This is a genomic window from Crossiella sp. S99.2, assembly GCF_023094165.1.
In the GTDB taxonomy this organism is placed as follows: Bacteria; Actinomycetota; Actinomycetes; order Mycobacteriales; family Pseudonocardiaceae; genus Crossiella.
Genome location: NZ_JALMDK010000003.1, coordinates 791,026 through 809,775, shown reverse-complemented (window position 1 = coordinate 809,775; position 18,750 = coordinate 791,026). Strand labels below are relative to the sequence as shown.

Below are 18,750 nucleotides of genomic sequence, written 5' to 3'. Positions count from 1 at the left end.
GGACGGCGGCCCGGCGGAGGATGATGGCCCGGCTCAGCCCTCGGCGCCCAACCGTTGGTCCAGTTCGGCGCGGTCGGCCAGGTACCAGATCTGGTTGCCGCGGTTGGTCTCGCGCACGTAGCCGGCCAGCGCCGAACTGCGCTGGACGTGCTCGCTGATGTCACCGAGGAAGGCCAGTGGCACCCGGTAGTTCACGAACTTCTGGGTGAACTCCCCGGCCATCCGGGTCTCCAGCCGGAAGAAGCCCTCGGCCAGCCGGGACACCGGGATCGCGATCAGTCTGGCCTGCTGCGACCAGGCTTCGCCGATGAGGTCGGCGGCGTCGCGTTCGGTGCCCAGCAGTGGGCCTTGCGGCGCGCAGTGGAACACCGGCACGCCGTGGGTGATCTCAAGCATGTCGCCTCCCCGCGGTGGTGGTGGTCAGGAATTCGAGTTCGGCCTCCTCGGTCGGCACCAGGTGGCCGGTGCCGGGTAGCAGGCGCACGGTCGCGCGCGGGAGCACGGTCCGGAGTCGCCGGGCGGCGATCCTGGTGTCCCACATGACGTCCAGCTCGCCGAGCAGCACGTGCACCGGCATGGTCAGCCTGCCCAGGGCCTCATCGGTGAACACGGGCAGGTCGCCGCTGCGGTAGCGGTAGTGCCTGCTCATCAGCACGGTCCGCGCCACCACCGCGGACTCGTCCACTGTGGACAGACCGGGGCCCAGCATCATCCGCACGGTGCGCAGCTTGCCCCAGCGACCGAACGGGGCCAGCAGCAGCGCCTTGACCAGATAGCCCTTGCGCTCCTTGGTGATGCCGGGCGGGCAGGACAGCGCGAGCCGGTCCACCCGCTCCGGTCGCCGGGTGGCGTAGTCCAGGGCGAGCCAGCTGCCCAGCGAGTAACCCAGCATCGCGGTGCGGGCCAGGCCGAGATGGTCCAGCACGGCGTCCAGCCAGCGCGTGTGCCGGTCGGAGGCCGGGTCGGGCCGGGTGGGCGCGCTCAGGCCCGGTTCGCCGATGATGTCCACCGCGTGCACCCGGAAAAACGTTGCCAGCTCAGGGATCCGGCCCAGCCACTGGGCCGAGTTGCTGCCGGAGCCGTGCAGCAGCACCAGCGGCGGCGCGTCCAGCGGACCGCAGCTGAGCACGAAGGTCTCGCCCTCGGGCGTGGGCACCCGCCGCTGGTCGTGGGGCACGGGCCAGGACGCCAGCTCCGCGAGGTACAGCTCGCGGAGCCGGCGCTGGCCAGCCTCGGATCGGTAGATCATGCAAGTGACTCTAACATTCCCTAAAGTTCCTTGCTAGGGGTTTGATAGGGAGTGATGGGGAACTCAGGGGTTAGCCGCCGTTGATCACGAAGGAGGATCCTGGTTCGCGGACGATGTTGCCCTTGGCCGAGTTGGTGATGGTGACGCCGGTCAGCGTCGCGCTGCCCCGCGCCCCGCCCATGGCCAGGATCCCGGCCCCGTTGTTGCTCTTGTCGACGCGCACGTTGGTGATGGCCACGTTCGGCATCTCCCCGCCGCCGGTCTTGAACTGGATGCCATCGTAGGTGGAGTCCAGCACCTCGGTGTCCCGGATGACCACGCCCGGGATGGGCAGGTTCTGCGGGAACAGCGTGATCGCGCCGAACTCCTGCGCCTCGCCCCAGAACACCCCGCCGCAGCGGTGCAGCGCGTTGTTGGCGATCAGGGTCTGGCCGGAGAAGGGCAGCGGGTCGTGGTCGGTGGCCAGCATGATCCCTGGGTAGTTCATGGTGTCGTAGACGAGGTTGTTCTCGATGCGGTTGCCGTAGCCGCCGTAGACGGCGATCCCGTTGGCGCGCCAGGGCAACTGGATGGTGTTGTTGAGGAACTTGTTGTCGTGCGCGATGTCCACCGACTGGTTCTTCACGTACTTGTTGGCCCACACGGCGAGGGCGTCGTCCCCGGTGGTGCGGAAGGAGGAGTTGAACACCGTGGAGTTGCGGGTGCCGTTGGTGAAGTTGATCCCGTCGGCGTAGGTGTTGCGGATCCGCATGCCGCTGAACTCCAGCCCGTCACCGGGCCCCCACAGCTCGGGGATGTTGTCGAAATCGCGGCCGACCCAGACGCCCACGTTGGCGTGCTCGATCCAGACGTTGCTGATCTTGGTGCCGGTGCCGAAGCGGCCATTGAGGCCCACCCCGCCCTCGGCGTTGCCGTCGCCGCCGCGGATCCGGCCGGAGCCGAAGATGGCGATGTCGGAGATCTGCGTGTTCTTGTCGATGTCGAAGCCGAAGTTGCCCTCGTGCGGGTGGTTGAGCCCGCCGGTGGCCAGGTGCGGCTGGGTCAGCGTGTACAGCTGGGAGTGCCACATGCCCGCGCCGCGGATGGTCACGTTGCTGATCCCGACCTGGTTGTACTGCCCGCGGTTGTGCGGGTCGTCGGTGAGGATCTTCTTCTCCTGCCGCCACTGACCGGCCGGGATCCACACGCAGCCGATCACGCCGTTCTGGTCGTCGGTGACCGCGCGCTGGATGGCGTCGGTGTCGTCGTTCCCGTCGCCCGGCACCGCGCCGTAGCTGGTGATCGAGGTGCATCCGGCAGGCTGGCTGGCGGCCGGCGCGACCTGCTCCAGGTCGATCAGGTCGATGATGTAGAACTGCGCCGAGTCACCGTCGTCGCGCTGCAGCTTGAATCGGGTGCCGGGCGGGTAGGAGCTGGCCAGCAGCGCGTGCGATTCGTCGAACAGGCGGCGGGCATCGGCCTGTGGGTTGTTGGTCAGCGATTCGGGTCCGTCGCTGGTGCCGTAGAGCCAGCTGTGCCGCGAGGACAGGGTGAGCTTGCGGACGAAGGAATCGTTGACGTACAAGCTGATCGTGGCCTCGATGCCGCCACCGCCGGGCGCGTCCGGGATCGAGTTGCGCACCACGATCGAGTTGGCCTGGTTGGCCGAGGTGAACTCGACGAACTGCCCGGTGCTGTTGAGCCGCACGGACTGGCGGCCGGAGGATTCGGTGGCGAAGTTGGTGTGCCCGAAGGTGCGCAGCGGATCGGCGCTGAGCAGCTGGCCCTGGTAGCGGGCGGCCTCGGCCTCGTACTCGACATAGGGCACCGCCGCGCCACGGCCGACCACGATCGCGCGGGCCAGGGAGTTGTTGTTCTCATTGGTTTCGGTGAGCACGCCGGTGGCATCGGCGGTGGCGGTGATGGTGGCCCCGCCGCTGCTGGCGGTCCAGGTGCCGCTGATCGCCACGGTGGCCTCCGCGCCCGCGGCGATCGGACCGGTCGGGGTGTTCAGCGTGGTCCCGCCGACCGCGACCCGGGTGACGGTGTTCCCGGCCGCGCTGGTGCCGCGGTTGCGCAGCTGCACCGCGAAGCTGACCTGCGCGCCGACTGCCGGACTGGCCGGGTTCGAGGTGACGCCGAGGACCTCCAGATCCGGGCCGGGCGCCTGCCCGACGGCGAGCTGGTTCGGCGCGGTGAGGCCGTTATTGGCGTCGTTCTGCTCGACGATCGTGTTCGCCGGGTCGACCAGCGCGGACACCTGGTAGCTGCCCATCGCCCTGGTCCCCGCGCCGACCGAGACGGTGGCTGTGCCGCCCGCGGCCAGCGCGCCCACCGGGGCACTGCCGACCACCGCGCCGCCGAGGCTGAAGTTGACCGTGGTCGCGCCGGCCGGGGCCGAGCCGATGTTGCGGACCTGCGCGGTCAGCGTGATCGGGTCGGTCTCGCTGGGACTGGCCGGGCTCCAGGACACCGTGGACACGGTCAGGTCCGGGTTGGGCGCCGGGGTGCCGATGACCTGGATCTCGCCCACCTGGCCGCCGGGCGCACCGGTGTTGCCGAAGAACTGAAGCCGCAGGTCAGCGGCCCGCCCGGTGACCGGGATGGTGATCGAGTTCTGGTTGCCGGTCGGGCTGAACTGGTAGTCGGCGCGGTCGCGTAACGAGCTGAACCCGGTGGCGGCCTGCTCGCGGCCCAGCACCTGGATGCTCTGCGTGCGCGGGCCCCAGATCGGGTCCGGGTTGAGCTTGACGACCACCGATTCCAGGTCGGCGTTGGACCCGAGCTTGACGGTCAGCGTGGCCGGGTAACCAGCCGATTCCCAGTAGCTGCCGATGTTGCCGTCGTTGGCGTTGGCCGCCACGTAGTTCTGGGTGACCGAGGACGCCTCGATCGCCTTGCCGCGGGCCAGATCGGCCGGTGCGGCCAGTGCGGTCGCGGGGGTGAGACCGGCGCTGACCAGGCCGATCGCCAGCAGGGCGGTGCTGAGCCGTCTGAGCTGCTTCCAGTGCATGGGGACCTCTGTTCGGTTTTCCGCGCAGGGCGGGACGCCGCGGGGCCAGGGCGAAGGGCGGCGACCGCGGGCGTGACAGGGCGTATGCGATGAAGTTGCAGATGATCGCCGATGATTTGAGCGATCACAGTCGACTTTTTGCGGGCAGGGGAGTCAAAGGTTGCAGACAGATGACGGTGACGTCAACGGTCCGCAGGCGTCGACTTGGCCAAAGTGGGACGCCCACTTGGGCCAAACCGGCGTACCGGTTGGCCCAACTCGCCGGGAGACCAGCTCCCGACCGCGCCGACCGCTACGCGCCCAGCGCGGTCGGGAGCTGGTCTCGGGACTGGATGCCGAGCTTGCGGTAGGCGCTGGTGAGGTGGACCTCGATGGTGCGGCGGCTGACGAACAGGGTTTGCGCGATGGCGCGGTTGGTCTCGCCGTTGGCGGCCAGCCGGGCCACTCGCAGTTCGCTGGCGGTGAGGGCGTCGACGCCGGTGAGCAGGGTTCGCCGGGGCCGGGCGCCAGTGGCGACCAGCTCCTGTTTCGCTTGGGCGGCAAGGGGATGGGCGTGCCGGCGGCTGGCCAGATCCAGGCCCTCGCGGAGGTGGCGCTGGGCGTCGGCGCGGTGGCCGGCCCGGCGGAGCGCGCTGCCGTACTCGATCAGCGAGTGCGCGAGTTCGAGCACGCCGGTGGAGCGGCGCAGCACGTCCACGGATTCGGCGAGGCGGTCCAGCCGGGTGCCGCCGCCCTCGATCAGGCCGAGGGTGCGCAGCGCGATGCCGTGTGCTCTCGGCGCGCCGAAGCCTTGGGCCAGTGCGAGTTCCTCCTCGGCGAGGTCTCTGGCCGCGGTGGGTTCGCCGAGGGCGAGCTGGGCCAGCGCGGCGTCGGCCCGCCAGTGCGCGAAGCCCGGGTTGACCACGCCCGCGCCGGTCAGTCCGGCGCCGCAGGCGAGCAGGTCGGCCAGGGCGGCGCGAGGGCGTTGCTGGCGGAGCCGGAGCCGGCCGCGGGCCAGGTGCACGAAGTGGCCGATGAGCATCCGGACTTCTTCTTCGGAGTCCAGTTCGTGTTCGGTGAGCACGGCCTGGGCCTCGTCCAGGTGGCCCTGTTCGGCGAGGGCGTCGACCAGCACGGCCGCGGCCAGGGGGAGTTCGCGGTCGCCGTCGACCTCGTGCAGGGCCAGTGCGGCGCGGCCGTCGGCCTCGGCTTCCTGGAGGTGTCCGGCGGTGAGCGCGGTGCGGGAGCGCAGCACGGCGAGGTAGCGGAATTCGGCCAGGTTGCCGCGGGTGCGGGCGTGTTCGACGCCGCGGTCGAGCACGTCCAGGGCCTCGGGCAGCCGGTCGGCCATGACCAGGGCGGTGCTGGCGAAGTTGGCCAGGATCCACTGGTCCCGGGACGGCAGCGAACCGGCCACGGCGCGAGCCGCCAGCTCGCCGACCACCTGGGCCGGGCGGTCGGCGGTGGCGCAGGCGCCGAACGCCAGACAGGCCAACACCATCCGGCCCGCCTCGGTCGCCGCGGACACGGTGTCCGCGAGCTGGTCCAGGCGGGCGATCCAGGAGGTGGGCGGGCGCATGCTGACGAAGCTGGCCATCGAGTAGGCGACGGTGAGCTGCAACGGCAACTCGCCCTCGTCCAGGGCCGCGCAGGCCAGCTCGAAGGTTTCCATGGCCGCGTCCGGGCGGCCGGTCTGCACCATCACCGCACCCAGGTCCAGGGCCAGTTCGCCGCGGATGACCGGGTCGGTGCTCAGGTCGAAGGCGGCCCGCAACGCCGGGGCGGCCTCGGCCGGACGGTTGGCCATGCCCAGCGCCCGGCCCAGTTCGGCGTGCAGTCTGGGCAGGTCGGCGGTGGCCGGGGGTTCGGCCAGTGCCCGGCGCAGGCAGCTCGCGGCGGCCTCGGGCGCACCCCGGCCGAGCGCGTTGGCCGCGGCCGCGACCAGGGCGGTGACCACCGCGGGGTCGGCGCTGGGCGCGGCGGCCAGCAGGTGCGGCACGAGTTGTTCGGCGGGGGCCTGCTCGGCGGTGAGCACCTGCACCGCGCGGCGATGGTCGGCGGCGCGGCGGATGTCGGTGCCGTCGGCGTAGACCGCGGTGCGCACCAGTGGATGCGCGAAATCGAGGGGATAGCCGCCGGTGAGGATGGACTCGCGGGCGAGCAGGTCGGCGAGTTCGGTGGCGGTGTCCAGGGGCAGGTCGGCCAGCCGGGCCGGGCGGCGCAGATCCGCGGCGGGACCGAGTACCGCCAGGGCCCTGACCAGCCGGACCGCCTCGGGGCCGAGGCGGCTGAGCCGGGTCAGCACGGTGCGCGCGATCGGCGCGGCCTGCAACCCGGGCACCCGGCCCGCCTGCGCGGCCACCGGCGGCACCCGATCGGCACGCAACGCGGTGATCGCCTCGGTGAGCAGGAACGGGTTGCCGCCGGTGGCCTGCGCGCAGGCGCGGCAGAACTCGGCGTCAGCGGCGGGGGAGAGGCGGTCCCGGACGAACCGGCCGACCGCGTGTTCGGACAGCGGGGCCAGGTTCAGCCGCACCGGGTCCACCCCGCCCAGGGCCAGGGTGAGCGCCGCGTCCGGGGCGACCGGGCGGCTGCCGAGCAGGAGCAGCACCGGCAGGTCGGCCATCCGCCGGGCCAGGTGCGAGACGAACCGCAGCGAGGCTTCGTCCGCCCAGTGCGCGTCGTCCACCGCGAGCAGCAGCGGCGCGGGTTCGGCCAGGTTGGAGCACAGCCAGTACAGCCCGTGCACCACGCTGCCCACCGCTGCTTGGGGCCCGTCGGCGGCGAAGACCGGCGCGGCCAGTGCCGCGGCCCCGGTCCGGACCTCGGGGTCGGCGGTGCGCAACGCGGGCTCGAACAGTTGACGGATCAGCGCGAACGGCAGATCCTGCTCCAGTTCGCCGCCGGTGGCGGTGAGCACCCGGAAACCACGTCCGGTCGCCAGGTCGCCGGCGGCGGCCAGCACCGCGGTCTTGCCGATCCCGGGCACCCCCTCGACCAGCGCCGACGTGCCCCGCCCCGCCGCGGCCGCCTGCAGCAGCGCACCGATCCGCCCCAGTTCGGCGTCCCGCTCGAACAACCCCACCCGCACCCCTGCCCGGCAAAAGACTTCGGTGCCGACCACAATGCCGAGACGGTCGCGGAAAGTCATCGTGGTGTCTCAGGTTGTTACCTGCCTGGGAGGGGCCATGCGCAGAACCGTGATCGCGGGACTCGCGATCGCACTCGTCGCGCTGCTCAGCGGCTGCGACGACCTGGAGGATCAGGCACTACCCCCGTCGGCGACCAAACCGCAGGTCATCGCACAGACCACGGTCAGCCCGGCCACCGCGGGGGACTGCAACCGCACCGGCCCGAAGATCCGGTCCGTGCTGCCGACGCTGACCAGCAAGTTCCACATCGCCAAGGCCAACCCGTGCGTGCCGCTGATCGGCCTGGTGGACGAGGTGCTCGGGGTGGTGCCGCGGTCGGAGCGGGCCGCGCTGGCCGCCTTCCAGGACCGCCTGGGCAGGCTGGTGGGCGCGGCCAACACCGTCAACACCGTGCTGACCTGCGCCTACCAGACCGACCGGGTGGGCATCGTGCTCTACCAGGAGAAGGCCACGGCGCTCTCGCTCGGCCTGGTGGTGGCCATCCGCGGCAAACTGGACGCCGCCGCCGAGGTCGCGGCCTGCTACCTCAAGGTCACCCTGACCGGCTTCCTGGCCGACCCGCCACCCGGCAAACCCAAGGCGCCGTGCTTCCACCGCGGCTCCCGCACACAGGGCGGCGAGGACTACTCGCTGTTCTGGGTCGGCTCCAGCGAGGCCATGTGCGGCGCGCTGGCCAAGCTCGCCGGCTAACGGCAGCGCTTCCGGCGCGGCGCGGGCAGGCCGTGCCGGATGGCGTTGCCCGCGTGCACCCCGTAGGCCAGGTCAGCGGCCAGATTCTTCAACTCCCGCAACAACTTTCGCATGGATTCAGCCTCGTCTGGGGGCCGGGGCCGAACCAGTGGCGGTAACGACAACCTTCGCTAAGATCCCGCCATGGCCAAGACCGTGGCGGTACTCGCCTACGACGGCATGACCTCCTTCGAGACCGCGATCGTCACCGAGGTCTTCGCGCTGCGCTGGCCCGATCTGGACCTCGGCGAGGACTGGTACGAGGTGCGGATCTGCGCCGAGCGTCCAGGTCCGGTGCCGGTGCTCGGCGGCGCGGAACTGCTGGTCCGGCACGGCCTGGACGTGCTGGCCGACGCGCAGACCGTGGTGATCCCCAGCGTGGCCGACGTGCACGCCGAACCCGCGCCCGCGGTGATCGCCGCACTGCGGCTGGCCAGCAGCCGGGGCGCGCGGATCGTGTCCATCTGCTCCGGGGTCTTCGTGCTGGCCGCCGCCGGACTCCTCGACGGACTGCGCGCCACCACGCACTGGCGCTACACGGAGCTGTTGCAGCGCAGGCATCCGGCCATCCAGGTCGACCCGCGCCCGCTCTACATCGACAACGACCGGATCCTCACCAGCGCAGGCTGCGCGGCCGGCCTCGACCTGTGCATCCACCTGCTGCGCAAGGACTTCGGCGCCGAACTGGCCAACGCGGTGGCCCGGCGGCTGGTCATCCCGCCGCACCGGGACGGCGGCCAGGCGCAGTACATCGAGAGCCCGGTGGCCGCCCAGCCCGGCGACGACCGGATCGGCGAGAGCATCGCCTGGGCTCTGTCCCACCTGACTGAGCCGATCTCGGTGCGCGCCTTGGCCGAGCGGGCCCGGATGTCCGAACGCAGCTACCTGCGGCACTTCGCCAGGACCGTCGGCGCGAGCCCGATCAAATGGCTGATCGCCCGGCGGGTGCAGGCCAGCCTGCCGTTGCTGGAGAGCACGGACACCCCGATCGAGCAGGTGGCCGCCGCGGTCGGCTTCGACACCGCGGTCACCTTCCGGCACCACTTCAGCACGGCCCTGCGCACCAGCCCTTCGGCCTACCGCCGGACCTTCCGCGCCACCGGCTAGCCAAATTTGGCTAGCCGGTGCTAGGCTCCGCTTCGGCAGGTAGCCAAATTTGGTTAGTGGGGAGATTTGATGTCCGGCTTGACCCCGTACGTGATGGTGCGCAGCGCCAAGGAGTTCGTCCAGTTCATCACCGACACCTTCGACGCCGAGGTGTCCAACGTGATCCCGCTGCAGCAGGACCCGGAGCGGGTGGTGCACGCGCAGGCCCGGATCGGTGAGGGCGTGCTGTTCTTCGGCGACGCCGGCATGGACGGCCGCCAGTGCCTGCCCACGCCGGAGGAGTCGGCACATGTCCAGCTGTGGACCGTGGTGCCGGATCCGGAAACCACGCACGCCAAGGCCCTGGCCGCCGGCGCCCGGGAGGCGCTGCCGGTGACCAAGGAGGAGGACGGCACCCTGATGAGCGGCTTCATCGACCCGTTCGGCACCCTGTGGTGGTTGAGCGCGACCGGGCTCTGAGCGCGGGCTAGGGAAAAGGGGTCAGTCCATGTCGGCGGTTCGGTTGCTGGTGCTCGGCGCGGTGCGGCGACACGGGCGCGCCCACGGCTACCAGGTTCGCGCGGACCTGGAGAGCTGGGGCGCGCACGAGTGGTCCAACGCCACCTCCGGCTCGGTCTATCACGCGCTCAAGGCGATGACCGGCCAGGGATTGCTGGTCCTGCACGAGACCAAGCCGAGCGAGGCTGGCGGACCGCCGCGGATGGAGTACGAACTCACCGAGCAGGGCGAGCAGACCTACTTCTCGTTGCTGCGCAAGGCCCTCAGCAGTCACGACCCCGGTCTGGACCAGCTCGCCGCCGCGGTCGGCCTGATCGAGGACCTGCCTCGTGCGGAGGCGATCGAGCTGCTGGGCAAGCGGGCCGCGGCCACGGCGCAGTGGCGGGCCAGCGTCACCGAGGGGCTGCCGCCGGAGACGGATCTGGACGGCTGGGGGCCGGTGGGTGAGGTGTTGCGGCTGTGGCTGCACACCGCGGACAGCCGGGCGGAATGGACCGCCCGGCTGCTCCGGCGGCTGGAAGAGGGGGCGTACCGGATGGCCGGCGAGTAGGTGATCCCGGCCGATCCGGGTGGTCCGGGATTCGTCCGTACCGGCTCAGCGCCGGGTGGTCCAGGCCGCGCCGCGGGTGATGAACTCCTTGAACAGGGCGGAGATCCGGCCGGTCAGCACCGCGTTGACCGGGGTGTCGTCGGTGCGGGTGAACTGGGTGATCCCGTCCCGGCGGCCCAGGCTGATGTTCTGCCACACGTAGCGGATCCGGATCGGCCGGGTGCGGCGGCCGCGCAGGGTGCGGGTGATATCCGTTGCCGCGTAACGGCCCATGGGCAGTCCGGTCTGGCAGGACATCCGCGCGCCCGCCGCCGCGTCGCCGATACCGTAGACCTCCGGATGCGAGAGCGAACGCAGGTGATCGTCGACGAGCAGGCGGCCCTGGGCGTCCACGGCCAGGCCCGCCTCGGCGGCCAGTGCGGGCACCCGGAAACCGGCCGCCCAGACGGTGGTGTCGGTGGGCAGGCCGGTGCCGTCGGCCAGGTGCACGGTGTCCGGGCCGAGCTTGGTGACCTGGCTGCCGTGCCGGGTGGCGATGCCCAGGCGGGTGAGGGCGCGGTGCAGGTGGCGGCGGGCGGCGGGGGAGAGCCAGGCGCCGGGCTGGGTGCCGCTGAGCAGGCTGATGCGCAGGTCCGGGCGGGTTTCGGCGAGTTCGGCGGCGGCTTCGATGCCGGTGAGGCCACCGCCGACCACGGTCAGTCGCGCGCCGTCGGGCAGGGTGGGCAGGTGGGTGCGGAGGCGGTGGGCCTGGTCCGGGTCGGCGAGGGCGAAGGCGTGCTCGCGGACACCGGGCACCGAGTCCAGGTCGGCTGAGCTGCCCAGGGCGTAGACCAGGGTGTCGTAGCAGAGTTGCGTGTCCGTATCCAGGTGGACGGTGCGCGCGGCGAGGTCGATCCCGGTCACCGTGGCGGTGCTGGCGTAGCCGGGAAGTGGTTGCCTGCGCAGGGATTGGCCCGCGGCGAGCTGGTGCAGGCGGACCCGTTCGACGAAGTGCGGGGTGCGGTTGACCAGGGTCAGCTGCGCGGCAGGCAGCAGGCGGGACAGCCGGTTGGCCGCGGACAGGCCCGCGTACCCGGCGCCCAGGATCACGATGCGGTGGGTCATGGCGGGTTGACCGGACAGCCGCCGGAATCGTGACGGGGTGTGGGCGCGATCACCTGAGCTGGCCGGCGGCGAAGGTGAGTTTGGCCGAGTTGACGATCAGGTGCAGCCGGACGATCCGGTCGCCGTCCAGCGCGGGGGCCAGGATCGCGGTCAGGGTGTCGCCGATCCGCAGCAGGGCGGCGGGATGTCCGTTGACCTCGGCGGTGCTGGCGTGCACCAAGGCGGCCTGCGGGTGCCGGGACAGGCCGAGCAGGTACCGCAGCACCTTGGGCTTGCCGGTGATCGCGCGACGGGCCGCGGTGGTGCCGCCGCCGTCGGCCCAGGAAACCACGTCCTCGGCGAGCAACTGCTCCAGCCCGGCCAGATCGCCGGTGAGGGTGGCGGCCAGGAACCGGCTCACGATGCGCTGCTGGGCGGAGCGGTCCGGGGTGAAGCGCCGGCGTTCGGTGGCAATGTGCTCGCGGGCCCGGTGCAGGAGTTGCCGGGAGTGCGACTCCTCGACGTCCAGGATCGTCGCGATCTCCCGGTGCGGGTAGTCGAATGCCTCGGCCAGCACGAACACCGCGCGCTGGATCGGGGTGAGCCGTTCCATCAGCACCAGCACACCCAGAGACACCAGATCCCGCTGCGCCGCGGTCTCCAGGGGACCGAGCGCGCCGTCCGCGGTGAGCACCGGCTCGGGCAGCCAGGTGCCGACGTAGTGCTCCCGGCGGGCGCGGGCCGCGGTCAGCCGGGTCAGGCACAGGTTGGTGACCACCGTGGTGAGCCAGGCCGCGGGCACGCTGATGGCCCCGCGATCCGCCAGGTGCCAGCGGATCGCGGCGTCCTGGACCGCGTCCTCGGCCTCCGCGGCCGAACCGAGCAACCGGTAGGCCAGGCCGAACAGGCGGGACCGATGTTCCTCGAAGACCCGCACGGGCCGGAGGTTACCCGCAGCGCGGCGACGGGTTACGTGCAGTGCGGCGGCCGGGAGCGAGGCTCCGCCCCCGGCCGCGCCGGAATCACTTGCCGTTGTCGCCGATCGCGGCCAGCGCGGCGGCCAGCTTGAAGTACTTGTTGGTGCCCAGGTCGCGGACCGTCTTGATGCCGAAGGCGGCGGCCAGCTTCTCACCGTCGCCCTCGCTGACGCCGGCCAGCGCGGCGACCGGCGCGTCCAGAACCTCGGCCACGGTCAGGTTCTCGTACGCCTTGTCCAGCTGCTTGGCCAGGTCCACGGATACAGCCACAGGTGGTTCCCCTTCAACGAGATGCGGTAGATGCCGCGGGCCAGGCTAGCGACGGCGCGTGGTGCGGAAGAGCCTCTGCGGGACCAATTCCGGCTCAGCACTGAGGGTGAACGCGCGGCCACAACCGGGCCGGGCGGCCCGGAGCCAGAAGCTTCGAACCGCGGGTATCACCGGGTCAGCCGATCAAGACCGGCGCGAGGAACCCTGCCTAGCAGGTCCCGCAACGCGCCGACCACCACCGCCGGCGCCTCCTCGGCCATGAAATGCCCGCAGGACACCGTCCGGTGCTCGACCTCCGGCGCCCAGGCCCGCCACAACGCGGCCGCGTCGAACCCCAGTGCCGACCCCCAGTCCTGCTGCAACACCGTCACCGGCATCCGCAGCTGGTTCCCGGCCGCCCGGTCGGCCTGATCGTGTTCGACGTCCACCCCGGCGCTGGCCCGGTAGTCGGCGACGATCGAGGGCACCGCGTTGCGGCAGGCATCCAGGTAGGCCGTGCGGATCGTGGCCGGGATCGCGGCCGGATCCTTGGTCCAGAGATCCAGGAAGTAGCCGAAGAACTCGTCCGCACTGGCGCTGATCATCGCTTCCGGCAACCCTGGCGGCTGGGCCATCAGGTAGAGGTGGAAGCCGATGGCCGCCGACCGCCCGCGCAGGACCGCCCACATGTCCATTGTCGGCAGCACGTCCAGCGAGGCCAGGTGGGTGATCACGTCCGGGTGGTCCAGCCCCGCCCGGATGGCCACCAGCGCACCCCGGTCGTGCCCGGCCAGTGCGAACCGCTCGTGCCCCAGCGCGCCGGCCAGCTCGACGATGTCCGCGGCCATGGTGCGCTTGGCGTAGCCGTCGGCCGGCTTGTCGCTGTCCCCGTAGCCACGCAGGTCAGGCGCGATGACGGTGTGATCGGCGGCCAGGTCGGCGGCCACGTGCCGCCACATCAGGTGCGTTTGCGGGAAGCCGTGCAGCAGCACGATCGGGCGGCCGGTCCCGCCCACCGCCACGTTGAGTGCCACCTCCGGGGCGACGGTGATCCGGTGGTAGTCGAATCCGGTGATCCTGGGTGTCATGAGCGCAGCGTGCCCGCGCCCGATCAGCAACCGATCAGCAAACGCTTAGGCTCGGCACGTGATGACCTTTGGGGTGCTCGGCCCACTCGTGGCCGCGGACGAGCACGGCCCGGTCACCCTCAAAGGCCCCCGCCAGCGCGCGATCCTGGCCCGGCTGCTGATCGCCCGCCGCCGGGTGGTCCCGGTCCGCACCCTCATCAACGACCTGTGGGAAGACCCGCCCGACGGCGCCCTGGGCGCGGTCCAGACCTTCATCAACACCCTCCGCCAGTCCCTGGAACCCGGCCGCGCCCCCAGAACCCCCGCCACCCTGCTGGTGACCGAGGCCCCCGGCTACGCCCTGCGCACCACCCCGGACGCGGTCGACGCCGACCGGTTCGAGGCCGCGCTCACCACCTCCGATCTGTCTACATTGGACAAAGCGCTCGCCCTGTGGCGCGGCGCGGCGTACGCCGAGTTCGCCGAACATCCTTGGGCCCGCCCGGAAATCGCCCGCCTGGACGAACTCCGCCTGCTGGCCGTGGAACGCCGGGCCGAAGCCGCTCTGGCCCAGGGCCAGTCCGCCGCGGTCGCCGCCGACCTGCGCGCCCACATCACCAGCCACCCCTGGCGCGAACACGCCTGGCACCTGCTCGCCCTGGCTCTCTACCGCACCGGCCGCCAGCACGACGCCCTGGACGCCCTGCGCACCGCGAAAAACGCCCTGGTCACCGAGTTGGGCGTGGACCCGGGCCCCGCCCTCCGCCAGCTGGAAACAGACATCCTCGCCCAGGCCCCGCACCTGGACGCCCCAACCGCAACCCCCGCCACCGCACCAATCCCACCCCCCAACCCCCGCCCCGAACCCCTGCTCCTCGGCCGCACCACCGAACTCGCCCAACTGACCCCCACCCCACCCCGCCTCCACCTGGCCCTCATCTCCGGCGAACCCGGCTCCGGCAAAACCGCCCTCGCCGAAGCCCTCACCAGCACCCTCGCCGCCCAGGGCTGGATCACCGCCTGGGGCCGCAACCCCGAACACCCCGACACCCCCGCCACCTGGCCCTGGACCCAGATCCTCACCACCCTCGCCACCCACCATCCCCTCCCCGCCGCACCCGCCGAGGATCGTTTCCACTTCCACCGCACCGTCCTGTCCTATGTGGACACCCTCGCGCGGGAATCCCCACTCCTGCTCGTCCTCGACGACCTGCACCGCGCCACCGAGGAAACCCTCGCCCTGCTCGCCGCCCTGGTCACCGAACCCCCGCCCCGCCCGATCCGCATCCTCGCCACCCACCGCTCCACCCAGATCACCCCCGGCCTGGCCGAGCTGCTCGCCCGCATCGCCCCCGCCGAACCCACCCGCGTTTACCTCACCGGCCTGCCCGAGTCCGCCACCGCCGAACTCGTCCGCGCCACCACCCAGCGCGAACTCCCGGCCCGCGTCCTGCACGCCATCCACGAACGCAGTGGCGGCAACCCGTTCTTCGCCCGCGAACTCGCCCGCCACTACGAGACCGAGGGCGACTTCGCCGTGCCCGCCGGGGTCCGCGAGGTGATCCGGCACCGCCTCAGCGCCCTGTCCGAGGACGCCCGCACGGTCCTCCGTCAGGCCGCCGTGATCGGCCGGGATCCCGACCTCGACCTGCTGATCACCCTGTCCGGCAACGAGAATCTGGTCCTGGACACCCTGGATGCCGCCCTGCTGCTGGGTTTCCTCACCGAGTCCGGCCCCGATCGCCTCCGGTTCGCACATGCCCTGGTCCGCGACACCCTCTACGACGAGGTCTCCGAATCCCGCCGCGCCCGCTGGCACGCCACCCTCGCACACACCCTGGAAAGCCTGCGCCCCAACGACATCGACGCCCTGGCCCACCACCATCTACTGGCCGGATCCCGCGCCCCCGCCGACCGCCGCGCGCACTACGCCGCCGCCGCGGCCCGCCTGGCCGAATCCCGTTTCGCCCCGCACGAAGCCGCCCGCCACTACCGGCACGCCCTCGACGCCTGCGACGGCGACCCGCGCACCCGCCTCGAACTCCGGATGGGCCTGATCCGCAACCAGGCCGTCACCGGCCACCTGCACACCGCCCGCGACCAGCGCGCCGACACCCTGACCGAAGCCGAATCCCTCGGCGACCCGGAACTCACCGCCAGGGTCATCGCCGCCTTCGACGTGCCCGGCAGCTGGACCACCCACGACGACCCCGCGATCGCCGCGCAGGTGGTCGCCGTCACCGAACGCACCCTCACCGCCCTGCCCCCACACCGGATCGCCGACCGCGCCCGCCTGCTCACGACCCTCGCGATGGAACTGCGCGGCACCCGCTCCACCCGCGCCCGCACGGCCGCCGCCGAAGCCGAGTCCCTGGCCAGAAAACTGGCCGATCCGGCCCTGCTCGCCTTCGCCCTCAACGGCCGCTTCCTGCACACCTTCGACCACGCGGGCCAGTCCCCGGAACGCGCCGCCCTGGGCCACGAACTCCTCAAACTCGCCACCCAACACGGCCTGATCACCTTCGAGGTCCTCGCCCACCTCATCCTGATCCAGGCCAACTCCGCCCAAGCCGACTTCGCAACCGCCGACCAGCACGCCACCGCCGTCGACCAACTCGCCGAGGGCCACCAGCTACCCCTGGTCGCCGTCTTCACCGAGTTCTACGCCGCCCTGCGCCACTCCGCCGCGAGCCGGTTCACCGCAGCCGAAGCCACCTACCGCGCCGCCGCCACCCGCCTCGACACCGCGGGCATGCCCGGCCTGTCCCACGGCCTGTTGCCCCTGGCCCTGCTGTCCCTTGATTTCCAGCGCGACCCACTGTCCACAGTGGACATCAACGCGGACTGGGGCCCGTACCTGGACTGGGTCCGCCCACTCGCCCTGCTCACCGCGGGCGACCGACCCGCCGCCCTGGCCGCGGTCCGCGCCCTCCCGGACACCCCGGCCGACCTGCTCACCGAGGCCCGCCTCGCCCTGCTCGCCCGCACCGCCCTGGCCCTGCACGACCGCGACACCCTGGAACGCGCGCACACCGAACTACTGCCCGCCGCCGCCGAACTCGCCGGCGCGGGCAGCGGCCTGCTCACCTTCGGCCCGGTGGCCGGCTATCTCACCGAACTGGCCACCGCACTCGACCGCTAGGACACCAGCGAGTCCAGCAACCGCAACCGTTCGGCCGACGGCGTGCCCGGTTCCGCGCCCAGGAAAATCAGCCGCTGACTCGAATCGTCCGGCAGCCGCAGGATCTCCTCCTGCAACACCAGCTCGCCGACCAGCGGATGCCGGAACTGCTGCACCTTGGGCAGGCATTCCGCCACCGGGTGCTCGGCCCAGATCCGGGCGAAATCCGTGCTCTTGATGCTCAGCTCGCCGATCAGCGCGGCCAGCAGCTCGTCATCCGGGTGGTCGCTGGTGGCCGCGCGCAGGTAGGAGGCGGCGTTGCGGGCCTGCGCCGGCCAGTCCGGCAGCAGATCGCGCCACTCAGGGGAGAGGAACATCAGCTTGGTCATGTTCGGCCGCTGGTCCGGACGCAGGCCGTAGAGGGCGAAACCCAAGCGGTTGGCGGCCAGCAAATTCGTGCTGCGGCCGACCAGCACCGCGGCCTGTTCGGTATTGCTCTCCAGCAACGTCAGCATCGACGGCCGGACCGTCTCCGGACCGGCGCCGCGACGCACCGCCCGCACGGGCCGGGCCAGCCGGAGCAGATGCGCGTGCTCGTCCACGTTGAGCTGCAGGGCGGCGGCCAGCGCGGACAGCACCGAATCCGACATCTGATGGCTTTCGCCCTGCTCAAGCCGGGTGTAGTAGTTCACGCTGATCCCGGCCAGCTGGGCCACCTCGTCCCGGCGCAGGCCGGGCACCCGGCGCGGCTGGCCGTAGGTCGGCACCCCGACGGTCTCCGGCGTGAGCGCGGCCCGCCGGGCCCGCAGGAAGTCGGCCAGCTCGTCAGCCGTGCTCCGGTTCTCACCCATGCCCCCATGATCGCCCCGTTCCGGCCGGGCTGCCATCCCCTCGCGTTGGTACCCACCGCAGGGGCGCGCGCGGGCCGCGCGGCGGGTGCAGCGTGGCTGCCATGACCGCCACCACCCGCACCCTCGGCCTGGACACCTTCGGCGACGTGCCGGACAGTGCCGGCCAGCCCGAGGGCATCCGCCTGCTGGTCGAGCAGGGTGTGCACGCCGAACTGGCCGGGGTGGACTACTTCGGCATCGGCGAGCACCACACCGCCGAGATGCCGCTGTCCGCGCCGGACCTGGTGCTGGCCGCGATCGCCGCCCGCACCCGGCGGATCCGGCTGGGCTCGGCGGTCACCGTGCTCAGCACCGACGACCCGGTCCGGGTGTTCCAGCGCTACGCCACCCTGGACGCGCTCTCCGGCGGCCGCGCCGAGGTGATCCTGGGCCGCGGCTCCAGCACCGAGTCCTTCCCGCTGTTCGGCTTCGACCTCGCCGACTACGACGAGCTGTTCGCCGAGAAGGCCGACCTGTTCGCCTTGCTGCGCGAGGAGAAACCGGTCACCTGGACCGGTAGGTTCCGGCCCGCGCTGGACGGCGTCGAGGTCTTCCCGCACACCACCTCCGGCGCGCTGCCCACCTGGATCGGCGTCGGCGGCACCCCGCTGTCGGTGGTGCGCGCCGCCCAGCACGGGCTGTCCCTGATGCTGGCCATCATCAGCGGTCCGGCCGCCAGGTTCCGCCCGTTCGCCGAGCTGTACCGGCAGACCCTCCAGCACACCGGCCGGCCGGACCTGCCCATCGGCGTGCACTCGCCAGGGCACCTCGCCGACACCGATCAGATCGCCCGCGAGGAGTTCTTCCCGCACTACCTGGACGCCTTCGGCCGGGCCGCCCGGCAACGCGGCTTCCGGCCGCCGACCAGGGAGTCCTACGACCAAGAAGTCGGCCCGCGCGGCGCGCTCTACGTCGGCTCGCCGGAGACCGTGGCCACCAAGATCGCCGCCACCCTGCGGCAACTCGGCGCCACCCGCTTCGACCTGAAATACGGCATGGCCGGCCTCGGGCACGAGTCCCTGCTGCACGCCATCGACCTGTACGGCCGCGAGGTAGCGCCCCGCGTCCGCGCACTGCTGTCCACCCACTGAACCGAGGAGCATTTCC

General features: G+C 71.8%; 15 protein-coding genes. 6 read left to right on the top strand and 9 right to left on the bottom strand.

The window, feature by feature from the left end:
* Positions 1 to 33: 33 nt before the first annotated feature.
* From MZC64_RS14990 to MZC64_RS14975, 4 genes are all read right to left on the bottom strand, one after another.
* Positions 34 to 396, bottom strand: coding sequence for a DUF4180 domain-containing protein (locus MZC64_RS14990; protein ID WP_247756564.1), 363 nt, complete (start codon positions 394 to 396; stop codon positions 34 to 36).
* Positions 389 to 1,249 (bottom strand): alpha/beta fold hydrolase, encoded by an 861-nt coding sequence (locus tag MZC64_RS14985; RefSeq protein WP_247756565.1) that lies wholly within the window; start codon positions 1,247 to 1,249, stop codon positions 389 to 391. Before MZC64_RS14985 ends, MZC64_RS14990 begins: the two co-directional genes overlap by 8 nt.
* A gap of 70 nt (positions 1,250 to 1,319) precedes the next feature.
* Entirely contained in the window at positions 1,320 to 4,241 is a 2,922-nt protein-coding gene (locus MZC64_RS14980; protein WP_247756566.1) for a CARDB domain-containing protein, read from the bottom strand.
* Between the two features lie 292 nt (positions 4,242 to 4,533).
* Positions 4,534 to 7,305: a LuxR family transcriptional regulator gene (locus MZC64_RS14975; protein WP_247756567.1), complete on the bottom strand. Its 2,772-nt coding sequence runs from the start codon at positions 7,303 to 7,305 to the stop codon at positions 4,534 to 4,536.
* A gap of 103 nt (positions 7,306 to 7,408) precedes the next feature.
* Here MZC64_RS14975 and MZC64_RS14970 point away from each other — a divergent pair, with 103 nt between their 5' ends.
* The 4 genes from MZC64_RS14970 to MZC64_RS14955 all read left to right on the top strand — a co-directional run bounded on the left by MZC64_RS14970 (position 7,409) and on the right by MZC64_RS14955 (position 10,256).
* Positions 7,409 to 8,062 (top strand): hypothetical protein, encoded by a 654-nt coding sequence (locus MZC64_RS14970; protein WP_247756568.1) that lies wholly within the window; start codon positions 7,409 to 7,411, stop codon positions 8,060 to 8,062.
* A gap of 183 nt (positions 8,063 to 8,245) precedes the next feature.
* A complete protein-coding gene (locus MZC64_RS14965) occupies positions 8,246 to 9,208 on the top strand; it encodes a helix-turn-helix domain-containing protein (RefSeq protein WP_247756569.1) in 963 nt (320 codons plus the stop codon).
* Positions 9,209 to 9,277: 69 nt separating this feature from the next.
* Entirely contained in the window at positions 9,278 to 9,667 is a 390-nt protein-coding gene (locus MZC64_RS14960) for a glyoxalase/bleomycin resistance/extradiol dioxygenase family protein (protein WP_247756570.1), read from the top strand.
* Between the two features lie 28 nt (positions 9,668 to 9,695).
* Positions 9,696 to 10,256, top strand: coding sequence for a PadR family transcriptional regulator (locus MZC64_RS14955; RefSeq protein ID WP_247756571.1), 561 nt, complete (start codon positions 9,696 to 9,698; stop codon positions 10,254 to 10,256).
* A 45-nt stretch (positions 10,257 to 10,301) separates the two neighbouring features.
* Here MZC64_RS14955 and MZC64_RS14950 read toward each other — a convergent pair whose 3' ends face one another.
* The 4 genes from MZC64_RS14950 to MZC64_RS14935 form a co-directional block, all read right to left on the bottom strand.
* A complete protein-coding gene (locus tag MZC64_RS14950; RefSeq protein WP_247756572.1) occupies positions 10,302 to 11,360 on the bottom strand; it encodes an NAD(P)/FAD-dependent oxidoreductase in 1,059 nt (352 codons plus the stop codon).
* 49 nt (positions 11,361 to 11,409) lie between these two features.
* Complete coding sequence (gene sigJ / locus MZC64_RS14945; protein ID WP_247756573.1) at positions 11,410 to 12,276, bottom strand: RNA polymerase sigma factor SigJ; 867 nt, start codon at positions 12,274 to 12,276, stop codon at positions 11,410 to 11,412.
* Between the two features lie 85 nt (positions 12,277 to 12,361).
* A complete protein-coding gene (locus MZC64_RS14940) occupies positions 12,362 to 12,586 on the bottom strand; it encodes a hypothetical protein (RefSeq protein ID WP_247756574.1) in 225 nt (74 codons plus the stop codon).
* 167 nt (positions 12,587 to 12,753) lie between these two features.
* Positions 12,754 to 13,653 (bottom strand): alpha/beta fold hydrolase, encoded by a 900-nt coding sequence (locus MZC64_RS14935; protein WP_247756575.1) that lies wholly within the window; start codon positions 13,651 to 13,653, stop codon positions 12,754 to 12,756.
* Between the two features lie 61 nt (positions 13,654 to 13,714).
* Here MZC64_RS14935 and MZC64_RS14930 point away from each other — a divergent pair, with 61 nt between their 5' ends.
* Entirely contained in the window at positions 13,715 to 16,774 is a 3,060-nt protein-coding gene (locus tag MZC64_RS14930; RefSeq protein ID WP_247757426.1) for a BTAD domain-containing putative transcriptional regulator, read from the top strand.
* Here the strand turns inward: MZC64_RS14930 and MZC64_RS14925 are convergent.
* Positions 16,771 to 17,604: a helix-turn-helix transcriptional regulator gene (locus MZC64_RS14925; protein ID WP_247756576.1), complete on the bottom strand. Its 834-nt coding sequence runs from the start codon at positions 17,602 to 17,604 to the stop codon at positions 16,771 to 16,773. The two genes, MZC64_RS14930 and MZC64_RS14925, sit on opposite strands and share 4 nt — an antisense overlap.
* Positions 17,605 to 17,705: 101 nt before the next feature.
* Between MZC64_RS14925 and MZC64_RS14920 the strand changes: the two genes are divergently transcribed.
* Positions 17,706 to 18,734 carry an LLM class flavin-dependent oxidoreductase gene (locus MZC64_RS14920; protein ID WP_247756577.1) on the top strand — a complete coding sequence of 343 codons (1,029 nt, stop codon included), beginning with the start codon at positions 17,706 to 17,708 and terminating at the stop codon, positions 18,732 to 18,734.
* The last annotated feature ends 16 nt before the right edge of the window (positions 18,735 to 18,750 follow it).